The sequence below is a fragment of the Algoriphagus resistens genome, from assembly GCF_001442615.1.
In the GTDB taxonomy this organism is placed as follows: domain Bacteria; phylum Bacteroidota; class Bacteroidia; order Cytophagales; family Cyclobacteriaceae; genus Algoriphagus; species Algoriphagus resistens.
Window position 1 is genome coordinate 738,937 of the sequence record NZ_LMXN01000001.1, and the last position, 19,414, is coordinate 758,350.

The following is a 19,414-nucleotide window of genomic DNA, read 5'->3' on the forward strand; positions in this document are numbered from 1 at the left end:
CATTTGTTTATTTTTTGTTTTTCAGCAGCCATATGGAATCTCATATGGTAGATAATCATTGCCTTGCGTGATTTAATCATGCCGGTTTCTTCACTTTTAGTATCCTGTTTTCGGGCGGAAAATAGGTGAATAGGGTAGTGAAGTACTATTCTTACGCAGCACCTTTTTGCGTTATACCTAGCTCATCCATTTCCATGTCCTGAAGGACCATAGTTTCAAATAAATATGGAGTTGTATAAAACGACGTTTGAAGGTGTTCGTTGTGGACAATAAGCAATAAGTTTCTCCATTTCCTTGTACTTGTTGATTTAATTGCCAGAAACCCATGTTTCCCAACGGATCTGCAGATTTGGATACACTAACTGCCTGTTTCCAGGATAGTCTGTAGGATTTCAAGAAATTACTAATTTTGAGGATAGAACTAACCACCAACTTATGAAACTAAAGAAAGTAATAGAAAATGCCTTGGAAATGCTGGCAAAAGCAGACGATGGAATTGTTTTGATGAACATGTATAATGAAGTGGTCCACCCTGCCGATGCAGCTTTCAGAGGTGAGGTAGTCCATCCGTATAACGCCAAGGCATTTATTGAAGAATCACTTAGTCAGAATGGCCTGGATTTGAGGGACAAGGATTTAAGAATTAAGTTGCTGAAGCTGATCATGATCATCGAAGAAGCTGAGGCCAATAAGAGCAGAAGGAAAAAGCTTGATTCGGTATTGGATGGCTATGATTTTAAGAATTTTGGGAAGATAGTATAAGCAGAGAGTTTTTAGATATTCGCTGCATTTCATAATTTCATCTACGATCCTGAGTATGCTTCCTCTGTAATGAATGGACAGTGAATCCAAGAACTGTATTTTAAAACAAGCAAAAAATGATTCAACGAAGGTTTGCATACCATGCAGCATCGGTTTTGGAAACTGACAAAAATATCATCGGCCTTGCGGTGGCCGGATCCTGGCTTACGGATGAATTGGATGAGTTTTCGGACCTGGACCTGATTCTGGTCAGCATCCAAAGGATATCCGGTGACAAAGCGCTTATGCAGGATTATGCTGAAAGGCTAGGGGACTTCCTGTCAGGATTTACCGGGGAGCACGTAGGTGAACCCAGAGTCCTCATCTGCCTGTACGACAACCCGCTTTTACATGTTGATATTAAATTTGTGACACTTGAGGAGTTCCATGACCGTGTGGAAACTCCTATCGTTCTGCTGGATAAAGAAGGACAACTGGCACAGGCCATTGCCAACTCGCAGCCAAATTTCCCCTATCCTGAATACCAATGGTTAGAAGACCGTTTCTGGACCTGGATACATTACGCTTTGCTGAAAATCGGCAGGGGAGAGTATTTGGAGGCATTTGATTTTTTGGGTTTTTTGAGGATGTCAGTGCTGGGGCCCCTGCTGCATATCCAAAACGGGAACTTGCCCCGTGGGGTCAGAAAAGCAGAAAGTGTATTGGACAAAGCTGATTTGGCTAAACTTATGCTGACCATCCCGCTTTACAGTAGGCAATCCTTAGTGGATAGTCTCAGGGCATCGGTGGATCTATACCGGGAGCTAAGAAAAGAGCTGTATGACAGCAAAGTGAAGTTGCAATTCACTGCAGAGAGAAGAGTGATGGAATATTTCAGTGAAATTGAGAAAGAATATCAATAGAGATACCTATTGAAGAGAGTTGATCCTTAGGAGGAGTGGTTTATTTGAGTGGGAGTACTATTCATCAAAAGCATTGCAGTATGGCAAGATTAGAAACCATAATTGCTGTAAAAGACGTTGCCAGGAGCTCTATATGGTATCAAGACTTATTGGCTTTAAAAAGCAATCACGGTGGGGACAGTTTTGAAATGTTGGCCGACAGAAAAGGAACGGTTATTTTATGCCTACACCGTTGGGGTGAGCACGACCATCCTACCATGAAAGCCCCAGGCAGTGTTGCCGGTAACGGGTTGATTTTATATTTTAAGGTTTCAGACCTGGATGAAGTCTGGAATAATGCAGTCCGGCTAAATCTTGCTATTGAACAAGAACCTCATAGGAATGAAAATGCAGGAAAACAGCAATTTATACTAAGAGACCTGGACGGATATTATCTTATAATTTCCGAGTAAAGAAAACTACCAAGAATCGCTGTTTTTATTGGCGATCCAAAACAATAGCTGAAGCCCTAAGAATTTCCGGTAATTCAAGGATCTGCAAGTCTATTTTGTGGGTTTTGAGCCACTTGCAAAGAATAAGACCGGAATTATCCTTTGTACGCTTATACTATCCATCAATTTCCCCAATACTGGAGTTCATAAGCTCAAGACGCTGGAATGCTTTAAAATGGGGCCTCCTGCCCCCCGGAACAATGCATATACCACTTTCCCTGTTCTATGGCAGCCTTCCTTAACTGGAATAAATTGAGTCTGGCTAACATAAATTGAGTAATCGGATTAAATGATTGGCTTGATAGGAAGTTGACGCTAACCTTAACAAACGGCTAATTCCTTTGGAATGCCAATTCTAAAGCATTTTGGTTTTCCTGAAAAAGAGTTCATGTATTGCGGTTGATGTTTAATTTTATACTTTTGTATCGATCAATACAAAAATAATAATGAGGGGAAGACCAGTACTGCACAACGACAGGCATCTGATTGAAAAAGCACAGGAAGTCTTTTGGAAAAAAGGATACACCGCGACTTCCTTGGGAGATTTGCTTAACGTGACAGGTGCAGGGAGTGGAAGCTTTTATAATACTTTCAAAGGGGGCAAAAAGGAAGTGTTTCGAAAAGCCATTCTTCAGCGAAGAGAAGCTTTTGACCAATTTAGAAAAGAGCTGGAAGAAAGCAATTCTCCACTGGATTTGATTAAAGACTTCTTTAGAAACATTGCACAGGCAGATCTGCAAACACATCAAAAAGGATGCATAATTGCCAATTCTGTGGTGGAATTGGCTCATATAGACAATGAACTGGAACTCGAGGCAGTTTCTATTCTGAAGGATGTGGAGCAGATGTTTTCCGATGCTGTCCGAATGGCCCAGGAATCAGAAAAAATCCGTAACCGTACTGATCCGCAGATTTTGGGAAGATACCTCATCACCTTTTGGTGTGGTTTAAATACGCTGCGGAGAATGTATCCGGACAGGGAAACACTGCTTTCTCAAATAGAAATGCAATTAGCTGTTCTCAGCTAATTTTTTTCACTATTTATGGAATGATCAATACAAAAATAAAAGACCAAATAATTCAGATTTCATGGACTTAAAATTAGATTCAAAAACAGCTTTTATCAGTGGCTCTTCGCAAGGGATTGGCTTTTCAATTGCCCGGCAGCTGTTAAATGAAGGAGCCGATGTTGTTCTCAACGGACGGGAGGAAAGAAAGCTTTACGATGCGATAGCTAAATTGAAGCAGGAATTTCCCCATAGCGCTGTTTCAGGTATTGCAGCTGATTTTTCTAAGGCCGAGGAGGTGCATAACCTCCTAAATCAGTTGAATGACATTGACATTCTTGTCAATAATGTTGGGATCTTTGAGCTAAAAGCCTTTGAAGAAATATCCGATGCCGACTGGATTGAAATTTTTAATGTCAACGTGCTGAGCAGTATTCGCTTATCTAGGCATCTTTTACCAGGAATGTTAGAACGGGATTTTGGAAGGATTATATTTATAAGCAGTGAATCAGGAGTGAATATCCCCGCTGATATGATCCATTATGGGATGAGCAAAGCAGCAATGTTGGCAGTCTGTAACGGATTGTCCAAAATGACAAAAGGGACAAATGTTACCATCAACAGTGTTTTGGGAGGGCCGACCTATTCTGATGGGGTAGCCGCTGTAGTGGAACAGCTTGCTATTGCACAGAAAATACCGGTTGAACAGCTGAAATCGGGGATTATCCGACAGACCAATCCGGATTCACTCCTTCAAAGATTTATAGAACCTGCTGAGATCGCATCTTTAGTGGCATATTTGGCAAGTCCCCTTTCTATTGCTACAAATGGGGCTTCCTTGCGTGCTGACGGAGGGGTTCTAAAGCAAATATGATTTAAACGTACATGCTACCAACAGGCCCGGTCATCGATAGGGGAACGGGTCTATTTGTAAAAACTGGCGCGGTAGGTTATTTTTATTGATCCCTAAAGATCAGTTTACAGAGGACAGTGGGACCGTTGGGTGTAATTAATCCTTGCGGATCTAGTGAACGATACTGAGCTGGACCTCGGCTTTGGGGAATACGGACTGGATTGCCTCAGGGAAGCCCGTTAGGTTATCTGTACAGACAATCAGGATATCCCTTACACCCCGGTGATGAAAGTCACTGAGTACCTGAAGCCAGAAGTTGGCCCCCTCACTTTCAGAAAGGTACATGCCCAACAGTTCTTTCTTCCCTTTCTTGTTGATACCCAACATATTGTACTGGACCTTATGCCTCAACTTACCATCTTCCTGTACCTTGAAGTGCATCGCATCAAGCCATATAATACAATATACATTCTCTAATGGACGGTTCTGCCTTTTTTTTACCTTTGGGACCACCCGGTCTGTAATCCTGCTGATCACTTCGTTGGAAACCTCTGTATCATACATCTCCCGGATATGGGCTGATATATCCCGCATACTGCTTCTCATGCCATACAGGGAGATGATCTGATCCTCCAGCCTGTCGGTTAATATGCACTGCCTTTTTTTTACTATTTTAGGCTCGAAGCTACCTTTGCGGTCCTGCGGGGTCTTGATAGTTACTTCTCCAAGGTTACTCTTGACAGTCTTGTTGCCCATGCCGTTTCGCTTGTTGCCCGAGGACCAACCATTTTCTTCATCCCGAAGATGCTCTTCCATCTCTGCGTATAGCGTCTCTTCTAAAAACTCTTTGAGTATCGGAGCTAAGGCTCTTTCCTTGCCGAATAGGTTGTCACCTGATAAAAACTGTTTTAATACTTTTTTCTTGGATGCTGATTCTTGTTCTTTCATACTGCTCTATCTTAAAAACTTTGACTAAAATTCAAAGCTTTAGACAGAGAGTTTAGCTTACAACCCTAAATGATCTTGACAGGTTGCTATATCACCACCTTGAATGCAGTAGACGGTTTAGAGTAACTATGAAAATCACTATCTTGAAGAAATTAGGTGTAAAATGGAAGAGAACGGCTCCGAATACTCGCCGTTACCATGCTGAATCCCTTTAGCCAATATATAAGCCCATTATGAAAACGAAAAGAATAGCAGTCAGTATTGGAATTTCTTTCGGTGTATCAGTAATTGTACTATTTATATTTTTTACCTACAAAGCTTCCACGAATAGACCACAGGAACCATCAAAGCCGTATTCATATTACACTGAAGAAATTACTTTTAAAAACAATGATTCCCACGTCACCTTAGCCGGAACGCTGACATTACCCTCGGTAGCAGGAAATTACCCAGCCGTCATTTTAATTTCGGGAAGCGGTGCCCAAAATAGAGACGAAGAAATTTCAGGGCATAAGCCTTTTCTGATTATTGCTGACCATTTAACAAAACTTGGAATAGCCGTTTTAAGATATGACGATAGGGGTATTGGGAAATCCTCGGGTAGCTTCAAAACAGCAACGACTGCAGATTTTGCATCGGACGTTGCCAGTGCTATCGAATTTCTTAAAACACGGAAAGAGATAGACAAAGGTAATATCGGTCTAATTGGACATAGCGAAGGAGGGATCGTCGCACCTATGGTCGCCTCTAATTTAAAAGATGTGAGTTTTATTGTTTTGCTCGCTGGTCCTGGAATTGAAGTAATGAAGGTACTTCTGAAGCAGCAAGAATTAATCGCTAGGGCAGATGGTATATCAGAATCAGACATAGAAAAATATATACTACCTATACATGAGCAAGCATATCGAATGATATCCATGTCTTCAGATGGTCGTAAATTGAAAACGGACTTAACTAGACTTATCGAACAGTCCTACGATAATTCTCCAGCTGACCTAATGCCATCGGAAATGTCGAGAGAAGAGGTTGTAACAACTCAATCAGATAAGTGGTCATCGGAATGGTTTAGAAATTTTCTGAAATACGATCCTGCATTAATATTAGAAAAGGTCACTTGTCCTGTTTTGGCCTTAAATGGAGAAAAGGATTTGGTGGTAACGCCGAAGGAGAATTTATCCGGGATCATTAACGCGCTAAAAAAGGGTGGCAATTCAAGCGTGACAGTAAAGGAGTTGTCGAATCTTAATCATCTTTTCCAGAACTGTGAAACTGGATCCCCTGCTGAGTATTCAGGAATTGAGGAGACATTTTCGCCAGATGCCTTAAATGAAATTTCTGATTGGATATTGAAACAAGTAAGGTAAAACGTTGGCTACAAAGCATATGGATTATGGCGGATTTGCGGCTGATAGCAAGATTTTCTCTCCATAGCCAGGTTTGATCTCAGCGGACAGGAAGGTGCTTTGAAAACCGCAACACGCCATATGAAAGCCTTTGGGCATTATTGAAGAAAGCTGACCTTATAAAAGAGTAGGCTCTTTTCACAACACAACGTCTCAATTCTAATCAAATAAAAGGCAATTTGAGTTAATAATATGAACAATAACTAGAGAGTAAAATCTTTACATTTTATAGTTCTGGTCAACAAATACACATTAATCTAATTATTTTTAAAAATGTCTCAATATTGTGACATATTGCATATATTTGTGCCATGTTAGATACCAGAACCAAAATCATAGCTGCCGCAGTGAGATGTTTTCGGGAAAACGAATCGGATAGCATGGAGAAAGTTGCTGATGAAGCCGGGGTTTCCCGCAGAACATTGCACCGGTATTTTGAAAACCGCCGGGATTTAATCGAATGCTGCAAAAAAGAAATGCTCGATAGCTGTAACAGGGCTATGAATGAAGCCTATGAACGTGATATAGACGTAGTAAAAAAGGTGAGGAATATGCTGTTTGCCGCTATTGAGCAAGGAGCAAATTATTCTTTTATCAAAAGGATCTATGAGCGGAGTGCCTTTTCAGAATTAGCTGGCAAAAAGGAATCTGAGTCCGGGGATGTCAAATTGAAATGGTTACAAATTATGCAGGAACTTCAAAAGGAGCACCGAATTGACCGTGAACTGACTATCCCTTGGATTTTTAATTTGTTCGGTGCAATCATTGAAACTTCAATCTATGCCGTTGAGTCCGGGGATATAGCTAGGAATGATAGTAAGAAGTTTGCCTGGGCCTCCTTTAAAGGGGCTATCGGATTAAAAGAATAAACCATATGTCTCAATACGCTACAGAAAATCTCATCAAAAAAGTACCAGGTTTTTCCAGTTGCTTTCAAAAAGTCAATGACATAAATCTTCACTACGTCTTAGGAGGAAGCGGAGAGCCTTTACTGTTGTTACCGGGATGGCCACAGACTTGGTGGTCTTTTCGCCATATCATGACCGCTCTCGCTGAAAAGTATACAGTAATTGTAGTTGACCTACGTGGAATGGGAGATAGTGATAAGCCTGTGGAAGGTTATTCCAAGAGGAATATGGCCGGTGATATCAACGAGCTGACACTTGCTTTAGGATACGACAGGGTACATGTGGCCGGACATGATATCGGAGCCAATGTAGCGTATTCCTTTGCGGTCAATCATCCGGAAAAAACCAATAAACTGATACTATTGGATACCCCGCCTCCCGAAGAAAATATGTATCGGCTACCAATGTTACCTGTAGGAGCCCCTGTATATCCATGGTGGGTGGCTTTTAATCAGGTAGACGACCTGCCTGTTCAACTGCTGGAAGGACGCTTTGGGTTATTGTTGGACCATCTTTTGGATAAGCTCCTTATCAATAAAGAGGCAATCAATGATTTTGACCGCTCTGTGTACCTTCAGCATTACAACAAAAAAGAAAATATAAGAGCGTCCAATGCCTGGTATCAGACCTTCGTCCAGGATATTTCAGAACAGAAGACCTATCCGAAAATCAAAGCCCCAACCAAAGGAATGGCCTCATCGGCTGGTTTTGGAATTCTGGATGATTTTCTGTCCCGCAATGTCCTGGAGTATGAAATGATGGAAATAGAGGGAGCCGGACATTTTCTTCATGAGGAGAAACCAGAGCAGATTGTAAAAGCGATCTCAGAGTTTCTGGATTAAATCGACCTGATACAATTGACAGAATATTTCATAAATACGGTCTATTACTGGAGGTTTTAAAACCTAGGTGCATAACTTGAACCGGTTTCAATAGCCTGGTAAACGGGGATTTTAGAAGATTTTATTCGCTATCCAGGCTTTAAACCGGAAACTTAAACCCAAACCAATCTGACTGTTTCCAAAGGTGAAAACAGGATGAAACGAGATAGGAAACCTCTTATTGAAAGAGTTCTTGTTCAGGGGTGGGGAATGGGTTGGCTGAAACCTGAGTTGAGTACATAGAAACTTAGACGCAGATGAAAGAATAAGCCATAAAGGCCAAAGGCATCACACTTTACTCAGAAAGTGTTGGAAAGGAAGGCAATCCTGTCATCCTGTTGGTGCCTGGAGCGACAGTCTCCATGCTTTATTATGACGAGTGATTCTTCCGAAAATTGGCAGGTAAAGGGTTTTTTGTTATCCGCTACGACAACAAGGATGTCGGGAAATCCACTTTCTATGAACCTGGAACAACTCCCTACGATATAGTAGATCTGGTAAATGATGCAGTTTCGGTTTTAGAAGGGTTCAGGGTTGAAAAGGCCCATTTGGTAGGCATGTCCCTAGGTGGATTGATCTCCCAGTCCAGAGACCGTTATTTCCCTGCCCCGTATGGTTCCAATAGCCGGTTGCCGGGCACTCACCGAAGTTATGGATAAAAGCACCAGAAGGTAGAGGGCCTCTCCTGGCCCAGCTTCATTGTTTTACCCACATAAGCTGATTGAGATTAAGCCCCTTGACTTCTGACAGGGGGTCGACGATAAAAGAATAGTGTATATCATGCCCATTAAGCCCTGCCGCCTTTAAAGAATTGTTGCCTGAGAAAGTCAACGGCTGATCAGGAAGGGAATCCTGCAGATACGTGGAATAAAGTTTTCCGTCTTTCTGATAAATAGTCAGACTGTCGTAGCCTCCTTCCAGCCTGTATGTTCCCGTAAATTTTTCCTGATCGGTGACGGGTTTGCTGACAAGCAACGGTAGGATCAGTCCGGCGATATAGTCGTTGATCCTGTTGAACGGAAAATCAGTTGTATTGGCCAGTAGTACCCAGCCTATTTTTAATTCTGGATTAAATATGATCTCGCTGCGTGCACCCAGCATCGAGCCTTCATGAACAATAAAAGGATAGGGGCGTAACCAACCGATCCCCAGCTGCTGCATCATTCTTGTGCTCTTTCCGGAAAGAACGGAGTTATGGTCACTGAACTGTGCACTGATAAATTTTGAAAGATCCGACGCACTTGAATACATTCCTGCTGCATAAACCATGGAATTGGGATAATAGTCAGGCGTTTTGATAAAGCCGTCAACTTCTCCGGTATAATGATATCCCTTGGCGATGGTATTGCCCCTGGAGCTGAAGGTACCGAACCCTGTGTTTGTGAGGTTCAAAGGCTCACAGATTTTTGAAAGAATATATTCTTGATAATCCATCCCCGCGGCTCTCTCCAGGGCCAGGCCCAGCATACCATAGCCCAGGTTTGAATAATGGCGCTTATCCTGGCTTAAATACTGGTAGTCCGGATTGTTTTTACTTACAAACTGCAGAGATCGGATGAATTCTTCCTTAGATGCAGATTGTATTGCCCCTTGTTCTTTTTTGGTCAACAGCCATTTGTCAATCTGCTTGGCAAAACCAATGTCTGCGGGAGAATTCCGTGGAAGCCCCGAGTTATGGGTCGCCAGCTCAAACAAGGTAATGCTGTCTGCGAACTGCTGATTTTTTGTACCGGAATATTCCGGTACGTACAGTCTAAGTTCATCATACATAGCTACAGTGCCCTGATCAACCAACTGCATGAACATGGTGGCAGTGAACATTTTGGTGATGGACTGGATCTGGTATTTGGAATCAATGGTGGCAGGGGTTTTATTTTCCAGGTCTGTGAATCCCTGCGCATTGCTGAAAATAAGCTCGTCCCCATGTACTATGGCAAGTACCAGACTCGGTGAATGGTACCTTTCCTGAAAACCTTTTACCCCAAGTTCCAACTGCGCGTGAATAGAATCATTTAGTATCTGGAATGCCGCAAGGTGATGCGACAGGAGCCAAAAAAACGTGACAATGGATAAATTCAGTCTGAGTCTCATAGTGAAATTAGTTGTAGTTCACAAAACTAGGCTGGTTAATTGATCCTGGCCCACGCCATAGGATGTCATTTTTATGACATTTTTGCGACAATGACGCATGGCTTTTTACAGGATGTTTGGAACAAAAGGGAGTAAATCCTTCTTCCTATTTATCCTATGGGCCGTATTGAGTGTTATGATCAACAGCAAGAAGGCCAGTACAAAATAAGCCCATATAAAAAGCGGGATTTCCATCACATCTCCGATTTTGGTTATTTGCTGGTCAATGACCGGGAGAAACACTAGTACGATAAGTGTAGTAAATGACCACAGGATCTGAAGACTTAAAATTTTCAGGGCAGCCTGTCTGTCTTGCTTAGCTACAAGTGACCTTTTGAAAACAAAGTACAGAATGGACGGGAGCACCAGATTCAGAAAAGGAAAGCATAAAACAGCAAACGTACTGATGTTGATAAACTTCAGACATCTACTATAGGAAATTTCTGGTATGTCAATGTCCACTGATCCGCCCTGTTGATTGTCTACGTTTTCCCCGGCGTGGTGATCCCGCGAAGTTACCAGTTCCTGGGGACCGATATTCATGGCCTTACACAATGACCTGATAACGAATGGGCTGCCCGAGGAGGTTCCGTTCTCTATCCGTTGGATTGTCCTAAGGGAAACTCCCGACTTCCCGGCAAGTTCATTCTGGGATAGATGCTGGTGCAGCCTGTGCTCTTTTAGTGTTCTTTTCAAATTCCGGTTATTATTACAAAAGCTCCCTTAATATACCATGGCTTATGGGGAAATAACCCATCGGAAACCTATTTCATATGATTATAATTTGTCTTTTAAGGGTCATATGGAATCTCGCATGCATTATAATCATCCCAGTGTGACGCTGGAGTCATGCTCGATTTCATGTGTTTATATTTTGGTTTTTATAGGTCACATGGAATCTAAAAAGTATTATAATCAACCGAGTGTGTGTCGCTTGCACCCTGCTCGATCTGATGTGAACAAAGGGGAAGAAGAATTTGGCCCGGAAAAAGTACAATTCGTGGGAAGGGCATCTATCTAGAACTCGACTAACCTGCTTATTTCAAATTAAGGGGCAATAGCAAGGTTCTTGGATGGTAATGAATGCCGGAAATATTTTCCCTTGCAAATTGGAGTTTTATTAACATAACTTGCGGTAGTATTTCAGTTGCAAAATGAAGAAACAGAGGATAGCGTACCTGCTCGGTCTTGTTTGGCTGCTTGGCCTATCCGTTACCTGTTTGGCGTTAAGCAAAACAGATGCAGAAAGGCCTTGGACTGCCGGGTTGGAAATTGTTCAGGAAGCATCAATACAGGTATCGGCTGTTTTGGTATGCAGTGACTCCCCCAAAACCCCTTCCTTTGCGGTCGATTGGAGTCTGTGGTCCAGGTTCAATGCGCAATGGGTTTCATTGGGATATGAAGTAAAAGGCGCTTCTGATTTCTACCTGTTTTTCAAAAAGTCTCTGGCACTATTTGACGTGAAGGAGACTTTTGCCCATTTTTTTTATACCTGGTAGGGTAGGCAACAAACTCTTCAGGAGGCTGTACCCGGTTTATTTCTGGATTTACCAAGCTATCATTCTTATATCCCTAACTGAACCGGTGGTATACTGGATTTCATGCTTCCTGATGCTCGCATTTTGGACACCGGTTATTTAGCAGAAATTTCAAAGCAGGGAAAACAGCAACAATCCTATTATCTGCCTGACTGGGATGGGCGGAATCCACAGAAGTCGGTCTCCAAGCAATAGAAATGTGGGGTATCGATAGGGCTCAGGAAAACCAGAATGTCGTGCAATATACAGACCTGAGGGGACTGACCGTTTTGGCGGACAGACAACACGAATTGGTTAAAAAGCAGCTAAAATTGGATGGATTGCCCTGGCTGATGTCATTTCTATTTTCTTAAAACTTTATGAAATCGAGCATGATTCGAAAGTCACACACTGGAATGATTATCTACTATTTTAGATTCCATGTGGCTATAAAAAAACAATTATAAACACATGAAAACGACACGATTAAAGTTATCATTAAAAACATACAGGGCAATGATTATTTTAATCGTCAAAGATTCCATCTGACCATTTTAAAACAATTGTAAACACATGAAAAAAACAACTGATTCCTGGGGCTCCAGGACGGGTTTGATACTTGCGATGGCCGGAAATGCAGTGGGTCTCGGTAATTTTCTGCGGTTTCCCGTACAGGCGATCCAAAATGGCGGAGGGACATTTATAATCCCTTACCTGGTTTGTTTTCTGGTCATGGGTATCCCTTTGCTATTTACCGAATGGTCCATAGGAAGATTTGGAGGCAAGAGGGGAAACCACAGTACGCCATATATTCTCGGGTCGATGGGCAAGAGCAACTGGTGGAAGTACATAGGAGTCTTTGGGATTTTTACCAATGTGGCCGTGGTCGCCTACTATACTTATATAGAGTCCTGGACTTTTATTTACGTCATCCACACCGTGATCGGGACATTTGTCGAAATGTCCCAGTCAGAAGTGAGTATGTTTTTTGTCCATTATGTAAATCTTGACGGATCTGATTTTGGTATTCCCTACCTTCCTGTACTCGTATATATAGTTGTTCTGGGCATCAATGTATACATCCTGTCCTCAGGATTGGGAGGTATTGAGAAAGTCGCCAAAATAGGAATGCCGCTGTTGATTTTATTTGGGGCTGTGCTTGCTTTCAAGGGCTGGAGCATGGGATCCGATTATGCTTCAGAGACGTTTCCTGATGCGAATGCATGGGATGGTATCAACTTCCTCTGGACTCCCCAATACACCTCGCTTTTCGATCCAAAGGTATGGCTTGCTGCTGCGGGACAGATTTTTTTCACGCTTTCAGTAGGTATGGGATCCATCCAGTGTTATGCCTCCTATATCAAGGAAAACGAAGACATCGCATTGAACTCCCTTACTTCGGGCTTCACCAATGAATTGGTGGAAATAGTGCTAGGAAGCGCGATTGTCATACCCATAGCAGCCGGATTCCTTGGCCTGGACTGGGTGATAGACAATGCCGGATTCGGAATGGCTTTTCAGACGATGCCCTATTTGTTTATGCAGTGGGGAGAGCTGTTCGGCGCTTTTGCAGGGATCTGCTGGTTCGGACTTCTTTTCTTTGCCGGAATTACCTCTTCATTGGCTATGGGGACACCATGGATGGGGTTTATGAAGGATGAGTTTGGGTGGGGGAAAATAAAAGGCGCCGTGTCCTTTGGTTTGCTGGCATTGGTAATGGGGTTGCCCACCATTCTGTTTTACAGGTATGGATACTTTGATGAGTATGATTATTGGGCAGGGACGGTAAGCCTTGTGGTTTTTGCCTTTCTTGAGATGCTCTTGTTTACGTGGATATTTGGGATGGACAACGCATGGTCAGAACTGAATAGGGGAGCGGACATCCGAATCCCCGGAGTATATAAATGGATTATGAAATACATCACTCCAGTACTTTTGTTGCTGGTGCTTGCAGCGGCATTGATCACTCCGGTGGACAATGATTGGGGAGGGGCGATAGCGGGCCTGCTTGATGGCAGGGGATGGGAGCTGGACCCGGGGTCATTGGTTTCGAAGATTTCACATACTGACCTACAGCTCCTTGTGCAGAATGATCCTCTGAATGAGGAATTTTATAAAAACAAAATGTTCTTTTCTTCTTTGGCCCGAATACAGCTCATTGGCTTATTTCTGTTTATAGCAGCCCTTGTATGGTATTCTGGCACTAAACGTAAACAGATTCACCATGAATAATTCAGCTTTGATTTTAGCTATTGCAGTACAGCTTTTGGTAGTTTTGACAACAGCTTATTGCTTTTATCTGGTTTTGAAAAAACCTGACCCGGAGTAGATTTATGGAAGAGTATAAACACAGGTTACTATGTAGTCAGAAAATCCGGTTATCATACGGTAAGGGTAGTGTGGCACTATCCTGACGTCGGTTTCAATTTAGTTGACATATCCTGTGACATGGACAGGAGTTCAGTTGCCTCCTTTTTCCGGTCCGGCCCAATAAATTGCCGTGGTGCCGATAAAAGAGGAGTTACAATTAGCCTAGCCTTATCAACCCTTGGAAATGGTGTTGGTTTTGGGGGGAAATCCAACTGGTTTTTGCTTCCTCCCGCTTTTCCAATTTCTGAAGCTCTAACGAATTTCTATCTGATAATGCACGATGAAGCGTAAACTAGTATAGGAGACAAAACTCTTGTGTTCCCGATCTCAACTCCAATACTGCCCGTGAGAATAGCCAATCTTCCCTGCAAGTATGTCTGCGAAAAAGGGTATGGAGATACTGGGTACTATTGATTTAATTCTAAATACTAATTGTCTAGGTGTTAAGTTCTTCTTCTTTTTCCGGGAGCAGCATGGAGGCCAATACCCCTCCAATCAGAGAAAGCCCTATCACAGTCAGGGATAGCCATTCCGGGATTTCAACATGATGCGAGAAAATCATTTTCAATCCGACAAAGCCAAGAATTGCCACAAGGCTATAATTGATGAAGCGGAATTTGTTCAACATTCGGGAAATCAGAAAATACATAGACCTCAACCCCATAATGGCCAGGATATTTGAACTGAAGACAATGAAAGGGTCAGCTGTAATAGCCAGAATAGCAGGTATGCTGTCCAAAGCAAAAAGAATGTCCGTAAGTTCTATGATAACCAAGGCCATAAACAGCGGGGTTGCAATCCGGATTCCCCTTTTGTAGATGAAAAATTTCTCCCCTGCTGTAAACGCTGTAAAGGGGAGGATTTTTCTCAGGTTTTTAAATATAAAAGACTCCTTGGGCTTAAACTCCTCCCCGTCTGATTTCAGCATTTTAAAAGCGGTAAAAAGTAAAAATGCCCCAAAGAAATATATGATCCATTCAAATTGGTTGATCAGGGCCACTCCAAAAACTATCATCAAAGCACGGAAAAAGATAGCCCCCAAAATCCCCCAGAAAAGTACACGGTGCTGGTATTTCTCCGGAATGGAAAACGATCTGAAAATAACCGCAATCACGAAAATGTTGTCAACGCTTAAGGATAACTCGATCAAATATCCCGTGATGTATTTTAACAAAGCCTTGTCCGGGGATAAGCCGGTTGGATTTTGAATATGGTCGCCTGAAAACAACCACCAGATAACCCCGGAAAAAGAAAGTGCCAGAGACACCCAGATTCCCGTCCAGATAGCCGCTTCCTTTGATTTTATAACATGGGAATTTTTATTGATGACCGCAAGGTCAAGGAATAGAAACAATAAAATACAGAGTATGAAAATTATCCAGACGGTCATAGAAGCAATAGTTGTGTAAAGATGTAGATAGAATTCGATAGTTTAGGAAATCAGGTGACCCTGAATTGAAGAGGATCATATGTATAAGTAGCCAGATATCCCCGGACTGCTTTGTGGCATGGTCCCATAGCAATGAAATATTTCTTGTTACTGATCATAGGTGAAAATATTATAACTTTTTAACCAGGATTTTGTCTATACGCGGGCCATCCTTGTCCAATACCTCCAGTCTGTATCCTTCGAAATCCACATACTTTCCTTCTTCAGGTATAGTCTGCGATTTGTAAAGGATCAGACCGGCCACAGTGGTAAAGCTTTTATTTCTGAAATCGATACCCGTATCAAAAAACTTTTCAAAATCATGGACAGGAAGTTGCCCGTCAATGAGCCATGTGCCGTCTTCCCGTTGATGAATTTGAAACTCCTCCTGATTGGGTTCTGAAGTGTCTCCCACCAGGGCATCTACTATATCATCCAATGTGATGATGCCTACGGTTACACCATATTCATCAACCACAATACCATAGTGAAGCTGTCTGATTTTGAATAACTCCAGAGCCTGATAGGCATACGTTGTTTCATTTAAGTATAAGGGTTCGTGTGCAATGGATCTCAGATCAAATTTGGTAGAAAGTTTTTTGTCAAACAGGTCTTTGACCTGTACCAGACCAATAATATTATCCAGATTATCATTGATGCAAAGCGGGTAGGCCGAGTGCTTTTCCCGGTTGATTTTATCCCTGACCATCTTTTCATCATCGGTAATGTCAAAATAAACCAGTTCACTGCGATGCGTAAAGAGACTGTTAATCCTCCTGTCTCCCAGTTCAAATACCCGCTGTACAATATCCTGTTCAATGGCCATTATCTCACCACCTTCAGCACTCTCGCGGATAATGGATTTGATTTCTTCTTCGGATACCGCATTTTCTGATTTATGCCTTATCCCAAAGAGGGTCAAAAGAAAGTCGTTTGAGGCCGTAAGCAACCATACAAACGGACTTGTGATTTTGGACAGCAGGATCATAGGTCTGGATACCATAGCCGCAATGGTTTCAGGGAAAGTCATGCCCAGCCGTTTTGGAAACAGTTCTCCCAGTACAATAGAAAGGTAGGTGACCATAAGCACTATTACTCCCACTGCCAGCGTATGCGCATAGGGCGCCAGCAAATCAATCCTGGCTATCCGGATTGCAAAATCCTCGGTAAGATTATCCCCACTATACACCCCCAATAGAATACCGATCAGTGTGATGCCGATCTGGACGGTAGATAGAAATTTCCCGGGATTTTCCGAAAGCTCAAGGGCTGCTTTCGCTCCTAAAACGCCCCGCTTTTTTTGGTTTTCCAACTTGAATTTCCTTGCAGAGACGAGTGCCAGCTCTGACATGGCAAATACACCGTTCAGCAGTATCAGAAGAAGAATGATTGTAATTTCCAAAACCGTATTTTAATTAATGAACCTATAAAGCAAGTAATCTTTCAAATCTAAATTATATATCTATCCGCTTTTCTACCGGTAAAGAGGGAAAAGCAAGATAGGATTTGGTTAACCTAACAAATGGACCCACTTTAGGCTGCCCGCAGTGTTGGGATTTCATCCATCCGTCTTCCGAGCTGACATGCAAAGGAGCTACAGTAATATCCATCATTACGGATAATCCGATTAAACTGCTATTGCACATCATCAGGACACCTTTTCTCTTTTGAATTTACTAAACTGTCTGATTATAGGAATGGAGGTAACCGCGATCAGTACCACAATGATCCATTCTATATAATGCATAAGGTCGGGAAAGATGATTTTCAGGAAATATCCCGCCATCACCAAACTGGATGTCCATACCAGTGCGCCGACCAGATTATAAACCATAAAAATTCTAAAATCGGATTTGATCAAACCCAGACAGAGCGGCAGAAATGTTCGGATCACTGGAATAAACCTGCCGATGATAATGGCTCCATGCTGCTGTTTTTCAAAGTACGAGGCAGCCATATTAAGGTACTTTGATTTGAAGAAAAATGAGTCCGGCCGGGAAAGCAGCCATTTGCCCAACTTTAGCCCTACAAAGTAGGATAGGGCATAACCCAGAAATGCCGCCAGTGCAATACTGGAAACCAATATATAGATGCTTACATCCAGGACAGGTAATCCGCAAAGCATGCCTGCCAAAAACAGCAGGGAATCCCCCGGCAGGAAGAAGCAGAAGAATACGCCGTTTTCTGTAAATATAATTGCCAATAGAAGAATCAGCCCGCCCCGGTTTATTATCAGTTCAGGACTCAAAAACTCCAAAATGGACAGAAGAAATTCATGCATGGGTTTGTTTTTTGGTTATACTTTCTGGAAATGAATGAAAAGGGTCAGTATCCTGTGTTGCCAGGCTCGGATGATCTGTTATCTTCGGACCAAATTCCCCTTCCCATTTGGCAATAACGCAGGTCGCCAGACAGTTGCCTATGACGTTGACCGATGTCCTGGCCATATCCATTAATTCATCGATCGCCAAAATCAGGAATATAGGAGCCATGGGCAGGTTGAAGGTCGCTGCGGTGCCCATCAGAATAATAAGGGAAGCCCTGGGAATGCCCGCAACACCCTTGCTTGTCAGCATAAGGGTAAGCACCATCAACAGTTGTTCTGCTATCCCCAGCCTGATCCCAGCTGCCTAGGCAACAAAAACAGATGCCAATGCAAGGTAAAGGGTGGTGCCATCCAAATTGAAGCTATAGCCCGTCGGCATGACAAATGCCACGATTTTACGCGGGACGCCAAACTTTTCCATGGCTTCCATCGCCTTGGGAAGTGCCGCCTCAGAGCTGGTAGTGGCAAAAGCAATCGAAACAGGCTCAGAGACTGCTTTTATAAATTTGATAACGGGGATCTTTAGTGCAAGGGCTATGGGAAGCAGAACCAGAAGGATAAAAGCCAAAAGCGCCACATACAAGGTAGCCAGCAGATGAAATAGATTGATCAAAATTCCCAGACCCATTTCTCCCACCGTAAAGGCGATTGCAGCTCCGACCCCAAATGGGGCGAAGTACATAATCACCCGCGTAAAATTGAACATGACTTCTGATAAGCTCTCGGTAAAAGAAACCATCAATTGCTTCTTTCTGCCATCTTGAACCAATGCGAGTCCTATCCCGAATAGGATACTGAAAATCACAATCTGAAGAATTTCCCCTTCAAAGATGGACCTGGCGATATTTTCAGGGAATATATGTAAGATAACTTCCTTCCAGCTCCGGGCTGTTCCCTGAACAGGCACTTCACCCACCGGCAACTCAATACCGACCCCGGCCTGTGAGCTATTGATTGCCAGTAAGCCGATCAGCAAAGCCAGTGTCGTGACCAGTTCAAAATACAGAAGTGACTTCCAGCCCATCCTACCTACCTGTTTTAAGTCGGAATGACCTGCTATACCCACCACCAAGGTACCAAAAAGCAGGGGAGCGATCACAGTCTTGATCAGTTTAAGAAATACCTGACTGACTACTTTGAGGTTCATTGCCAGTTCAGGAAAGTCAACTCCTATAGCAATTCCAATAAGCATACTCCCAAATATCCAGGTGGTGAGAGATGCTTTTTTCAGGCAATAGCCCACCACTGCTGCAATTCCCAGCCACCTGCTTATAAACAGCAACGAAGTGGGCAGCAATTCGGGCCATGGCATATGGATTACCAATACAATTGCTGCTTGAAAAGCCAAAGCACACAGAAGGTAGAAGATAGCTTTTGAGTTTTTAGTTGTCATATAAGATGTTGAGACAAGATTAGTTTATCACAGGAACCATGAGGGGTAATAGGGTTTTTGCGTAGCCTTAGCAGAAGCGGTTCAGGAAGCTATC

Annotated in this window: 16 protein-coding genes and 2 pseudogenes; 11 read left to right on the forward strand and 7 right to left on the reverse strand. The window is 42.8% G+C overall.

Annotated elements, in window-relative coordinates; genetic code table 11:
• The first annotated feature begins 435 nt into the window (after window positions 1–435).
• From AS141_RS03110 to AS141_RS03130, 5 genes are all read left to right on the forward strand, one after another.
• The gene (locus AS141_RS03110) at window positions 436–762 is read left to right on the forward strand and encodes a hypothetical protein (RefSeq protein ID WP_057936142.1); all 327 of its coding nucleotides are present in this window, start codon (window positions 436–438) and stop codon (window positions 760–762) included.
• A gap of 116 nt (window positions 763–878) precedes the next feature.
• Window positions 879–1,664 (forward strand): aminoglycoside 6-adenylyltransferase, encoded by a 786-nt coding sequence (locus AS141_RS03115; RefSeq protein WP_057936143.1) that lies wholly within the window; start codon window positions 879–881, stop codon window positions 1,662–1,664.
• Window positions 1,665–1,744: 80 nt separating this feature from the next.
• Window positions 1,745–2,116 (forward strand): VOC family protein, encoded by a 372-nt coding sequence (locus tag AS141_RS03120; RefSeq protein ID WP_057936144.1) that lies wholly within the window; start codon window positions 1,745–1,747, stop codon window positions 2,114–2,116.
• A 485-nt stretch (window positions 2,117–2,601) separates the two neighbouring features.
• A complete protein-coding gene (locus tag AS141_RS03125; protein ID WP_057936145.1) occupies window positions 2,602–3,183 on the forward strand; it encodes a TetR/AcrR family transcriptional regulator in 582 nt (193 codons plus the stop codon).
• A gap of 61 nt (window positions 3,184–3,244) precedes the next feature.
• On the forward strand, window positions 3,245–4,036 hold the full coding sequence (locus AS141_RS03130) for an SDR family NAD(P)-dependent oxidoreductase (protein ID WP_057936146.1): 792 nt from the start codon (window positions 3,245–3,247) through the stop codon (window positions 4,034–4,036).
• Between the two features lie 153 nt (window positions 4,037–4,189).
• On the opposite strand, the pseudogene AS141_RS03135 reads toward AS141_RS03130, so the two are convergent.
• Window positions 4,190–4,963: pseudogene (locus tag AS141_RS03135) on the reverse strand (IS256 family transposase); the annotation flags it as partial.
• Between the two features lie 233 nt (window positions 4,964–5,196).
• Between AS141_RS03135 and AS141_RS03140 the strand changes: the two are divergent.
• The 4 genes from AS141_RS03140 to AS141_RS03155 all read left to right on the forward strand — a co-directional run bounded on the left by AS141_RS03140 (window position 5,197) and on the right by AS141_RS03155 (window position 8,814).
• Window positions 5,197–6,327: an alpha/beta hydrolase family protein gene (locus AS141_RS03140; protein WP_082632149.1), complete on the forward strand. Its 1,131-nt coding sequence runs from the start codon at window positions 5,197–5,199 to the stop codon at window positions 6,325–6,327.
• A 350-nt stretch (window positions 6,328–6,677) separates the two neighbouring features.
• Window positions 6,678–7,235, forward strand: a complete 558-nt coding sequence (locus tag AS141_RS03145; RefSeq protein WP_057936148.1) for a TetR/AcrR family transcriptional regulator — start codon at window positions 6,678–6,680, stop codon at window positions 7,233–7,235.
• A 5-nt stretch (window positions 7,236–7,240) separates the two neighbouring features.
• Window positions 7,241–8,116, forward strand: coding sequence for an alpha/beta fold hydrolase (locus tag AS141_RS03150; protein ID WP_057936149.1), 876 nt, complete (start codon window positions 7,241–7,243; stop codon window positions 8,114–8,116).
• A gap of 434 nt (window positions 8,117–8,550) precedes the next feature.
• Entirely contained in the window at window positions 8,551–8,814 is a 264-nt protein-coding gene (locus AS141_RS03155) for an alpha/beta fold hydrolase (RefSeq protein ID WP_057936150.1), read from the forward strand.
• Window positions 8,815–8,851: 37 nt separating this feature from the next.
• Here the strand turns inward: AS141_RS03155 and AS141_RS03160 are convergent, their stop codons facing one another.
• Both AS141_RS03160 and AS141_RS03165 read right to left on the reverse strand, forming a co-directional pair.
• Window positions 8,852–10,246: a serine hydrolase domain-containing protein gene (locus tag AS141_RS03160; protein WP_057936151.1), complete on the reverse strand. Its 1,395-nt coding sequence runs from the start codon at window positions 10,244–10,246 to the stop codon at window positions 8,852–8,854.
• Window positions 10,247–10,351: 105 nt separating this feature from the next.
• Window positions 10,352–10,981: a helix-turn-helix domain-containing protein gene (locus tag AS141_RS03165; protein WP_082632150.1), complete on the reverse strand. Its 630-nt coding sequence runs from the start codon at window positions 10,979–10,981 to the stop codon at window positions 10,352–10,354.
• A 458-nt stretch (window positions 10,982–11,439) separates the two neighbouring features.
• Between AS141_RS03165 and AS141_RS03170 the strand changes: the two genes are divergently transcribed.
• Window positions 11,440–11,784 (forward strand): hypothetical protein, encoded by a 345-nt coding sequence (locus tag AS141_RS03170; RefSeq protein ID WP_057936153.1) that lies wholly within the window; start codon window positions 11,440–11,442, stop codon window positions 11,782–11,784.
• A gap of 591 nt (window positions 11,785–12,375) precedes the next feature.
• Window positions 12,376–14,034, forward strand: a complete 1,659-nt coding sequence (locus AS141_RS03175) for an SLC5/6 family protein (protein ID WP_057936154.1) — start codon at window positions 12,376–12,378, stop codon at window positions 14,032–14,034.
• Window positions 14,035–14,608: 574 nt separating this feature from the next.
• Here the strand turns inward: AS141_RS03175 and AS141_RS03185 are convergent.
• The 4 genes and pseudogenes from AS141_RS03185 to AS141_RS03200 form a co-directional block, all read right to left on the reverse strand.
• Window positions 14,609–15,562: a TerC/Alx family metal homeostasis membrane protein gene (locus tag AS141_RS03185; RefSeq protein WP_057936156.1), complete on the reverse strand. Its 954-nt coding sequence runs from the start codon at window positions 15,560–15,562 to the stop codon at window positions 14,609–14,611.
• 169 nt (window positions 15,563–15,731) lie between these two features.
• Window positions 15,732–17,003 (reverse strand): hemolysin family protein, encoded by a 1,272-nt coding sequence (locus tag AS141_RS03190; protein ID WP_057936157.1) that lies wholly within the window; start codon window positions 17,001–17,003, stop codon window positions 15,732–15,734.
• Window positions 17,004–17,249: 246 nt separating this feature from the next.
• Window positions 17,250–17,882: a DedA family protein gene (locus tag AS141_RS03195; protein WP_057936158.1), complete on the reverse strand. Its 633-nt coding sequence runs from the start codon at window positions 17,880–17,882 to the stop codon at window positions 17,250–17,252.
• Window positions 17,875–19,320: pseudogene (locus AS141_RS03200) on the reverse strand (dicarboxylate/amino acid:cation symporter). The gene AS141_RS03195 and the pseudogene AS141_RS03200 overlap by 8 nt, the downstream one beginning before the upstream one ends.
• Window positions 19,321–19,414: the final 94 nt, after the last annotated feature.

What these genes read in the sequence shown, in the direction of transcription:
- AS141_RS03110 (WP_057936142.1), top strand. Translation starts at nt 436, where the DNA reads ATGAAACTAAAGAAAGTAATAGAAAATGCCTTGGAAATGCTGGCAAAA.
- AS141_RS03115 (WP_057936143.1), top strand. Translation starts at nt 879, where the DNA reads ATGATTCAACGAAGGTTTGCATACCATGCAGCATCGGTTTTGGAAACT.
- AS141_RS03120 (WP_057936144.1), top strand. Translation starts at nt 1,745, where the DNA reads ATGGCAAGATTAGAAACCATAATTGCTGTAAAAGACGTTGCCAGGAGC.
- AS141_RS03125 (WP_057936145.1), top strand. Translation starts at nt 2,602, where the DNA reads ATGAGGGGAAGACCAGTACTGCACAACGACAGGCATCTGATTGAAAAA.
- AS141_RS03130 (WP_057936146.1), top strand. Translation starts at nt 3,245, where the DNA reads ATGGACTTAAAATTAGATTCAAAAACAGCTTTTATCAGTGGCTCTTCG.
- AS141_RS03140 (WP_082632149.1), top strand. Translation starts at nt 5,197, where the DNA reads ATGAAAACGAAAAGAATAGCAGTCAGTATTGGAATTTCTTTCGGTGTA.
- AS141_RS03145 (WP_057936148.1), top strand. Translation starts at nt 6,678, where the DNA reads ATGTTAGATACCAGAACCAAAATCATAGCTGCCGCAGTGAGATGTTTT.
- AS141_RS03150 (WP_057936149.1), top strand. Translation starts at nt 7,241, where the DNA reads ATGTCTCAATACGCTACAGAAAATCTCATCAAAAAAGTACCAGGTTTT.
- AS141_RS03160 (WP_057936151.1), bottom strand. Translation starts at nt 10,246, where the DNA reads ATGAGACTCAGACTGAATTTATCCATTGTCACGTTTTTTTGGCTCCTG.
- AS141_RS03170 (WP_057936153.1), top strand. Translation starts at nt 11,440, where the DNA reads ATGAAGAAACAGAGGATAGCGTACCTGCTCGGTCTTGTTTGGCTGCTT.
- AS141_RS03175 (WP_057936154.1), top strand. Translation starts at nt 12,376, where the DNA reads ATGAAAAAAACAACTGATTCCTGGGGCTCCAGGACGGGTTTGATACTT.
- AS141_RS03185 (WP_057936156.1), bottom strand. Translation starts at nt 15,562, where the DNA reads ATGACCGTCTGGATAATTTTCATACTCTGTATTTTATTGTTTCTATTC.
- AS141_RS03195 (WP_057936158.1), bottom strand. Translation starts at nt 17,882, where the DNA reads ATGCATGAATTTCTTCTGTCCATTTTGGAGTTTTTGAGTCCTGAACTG.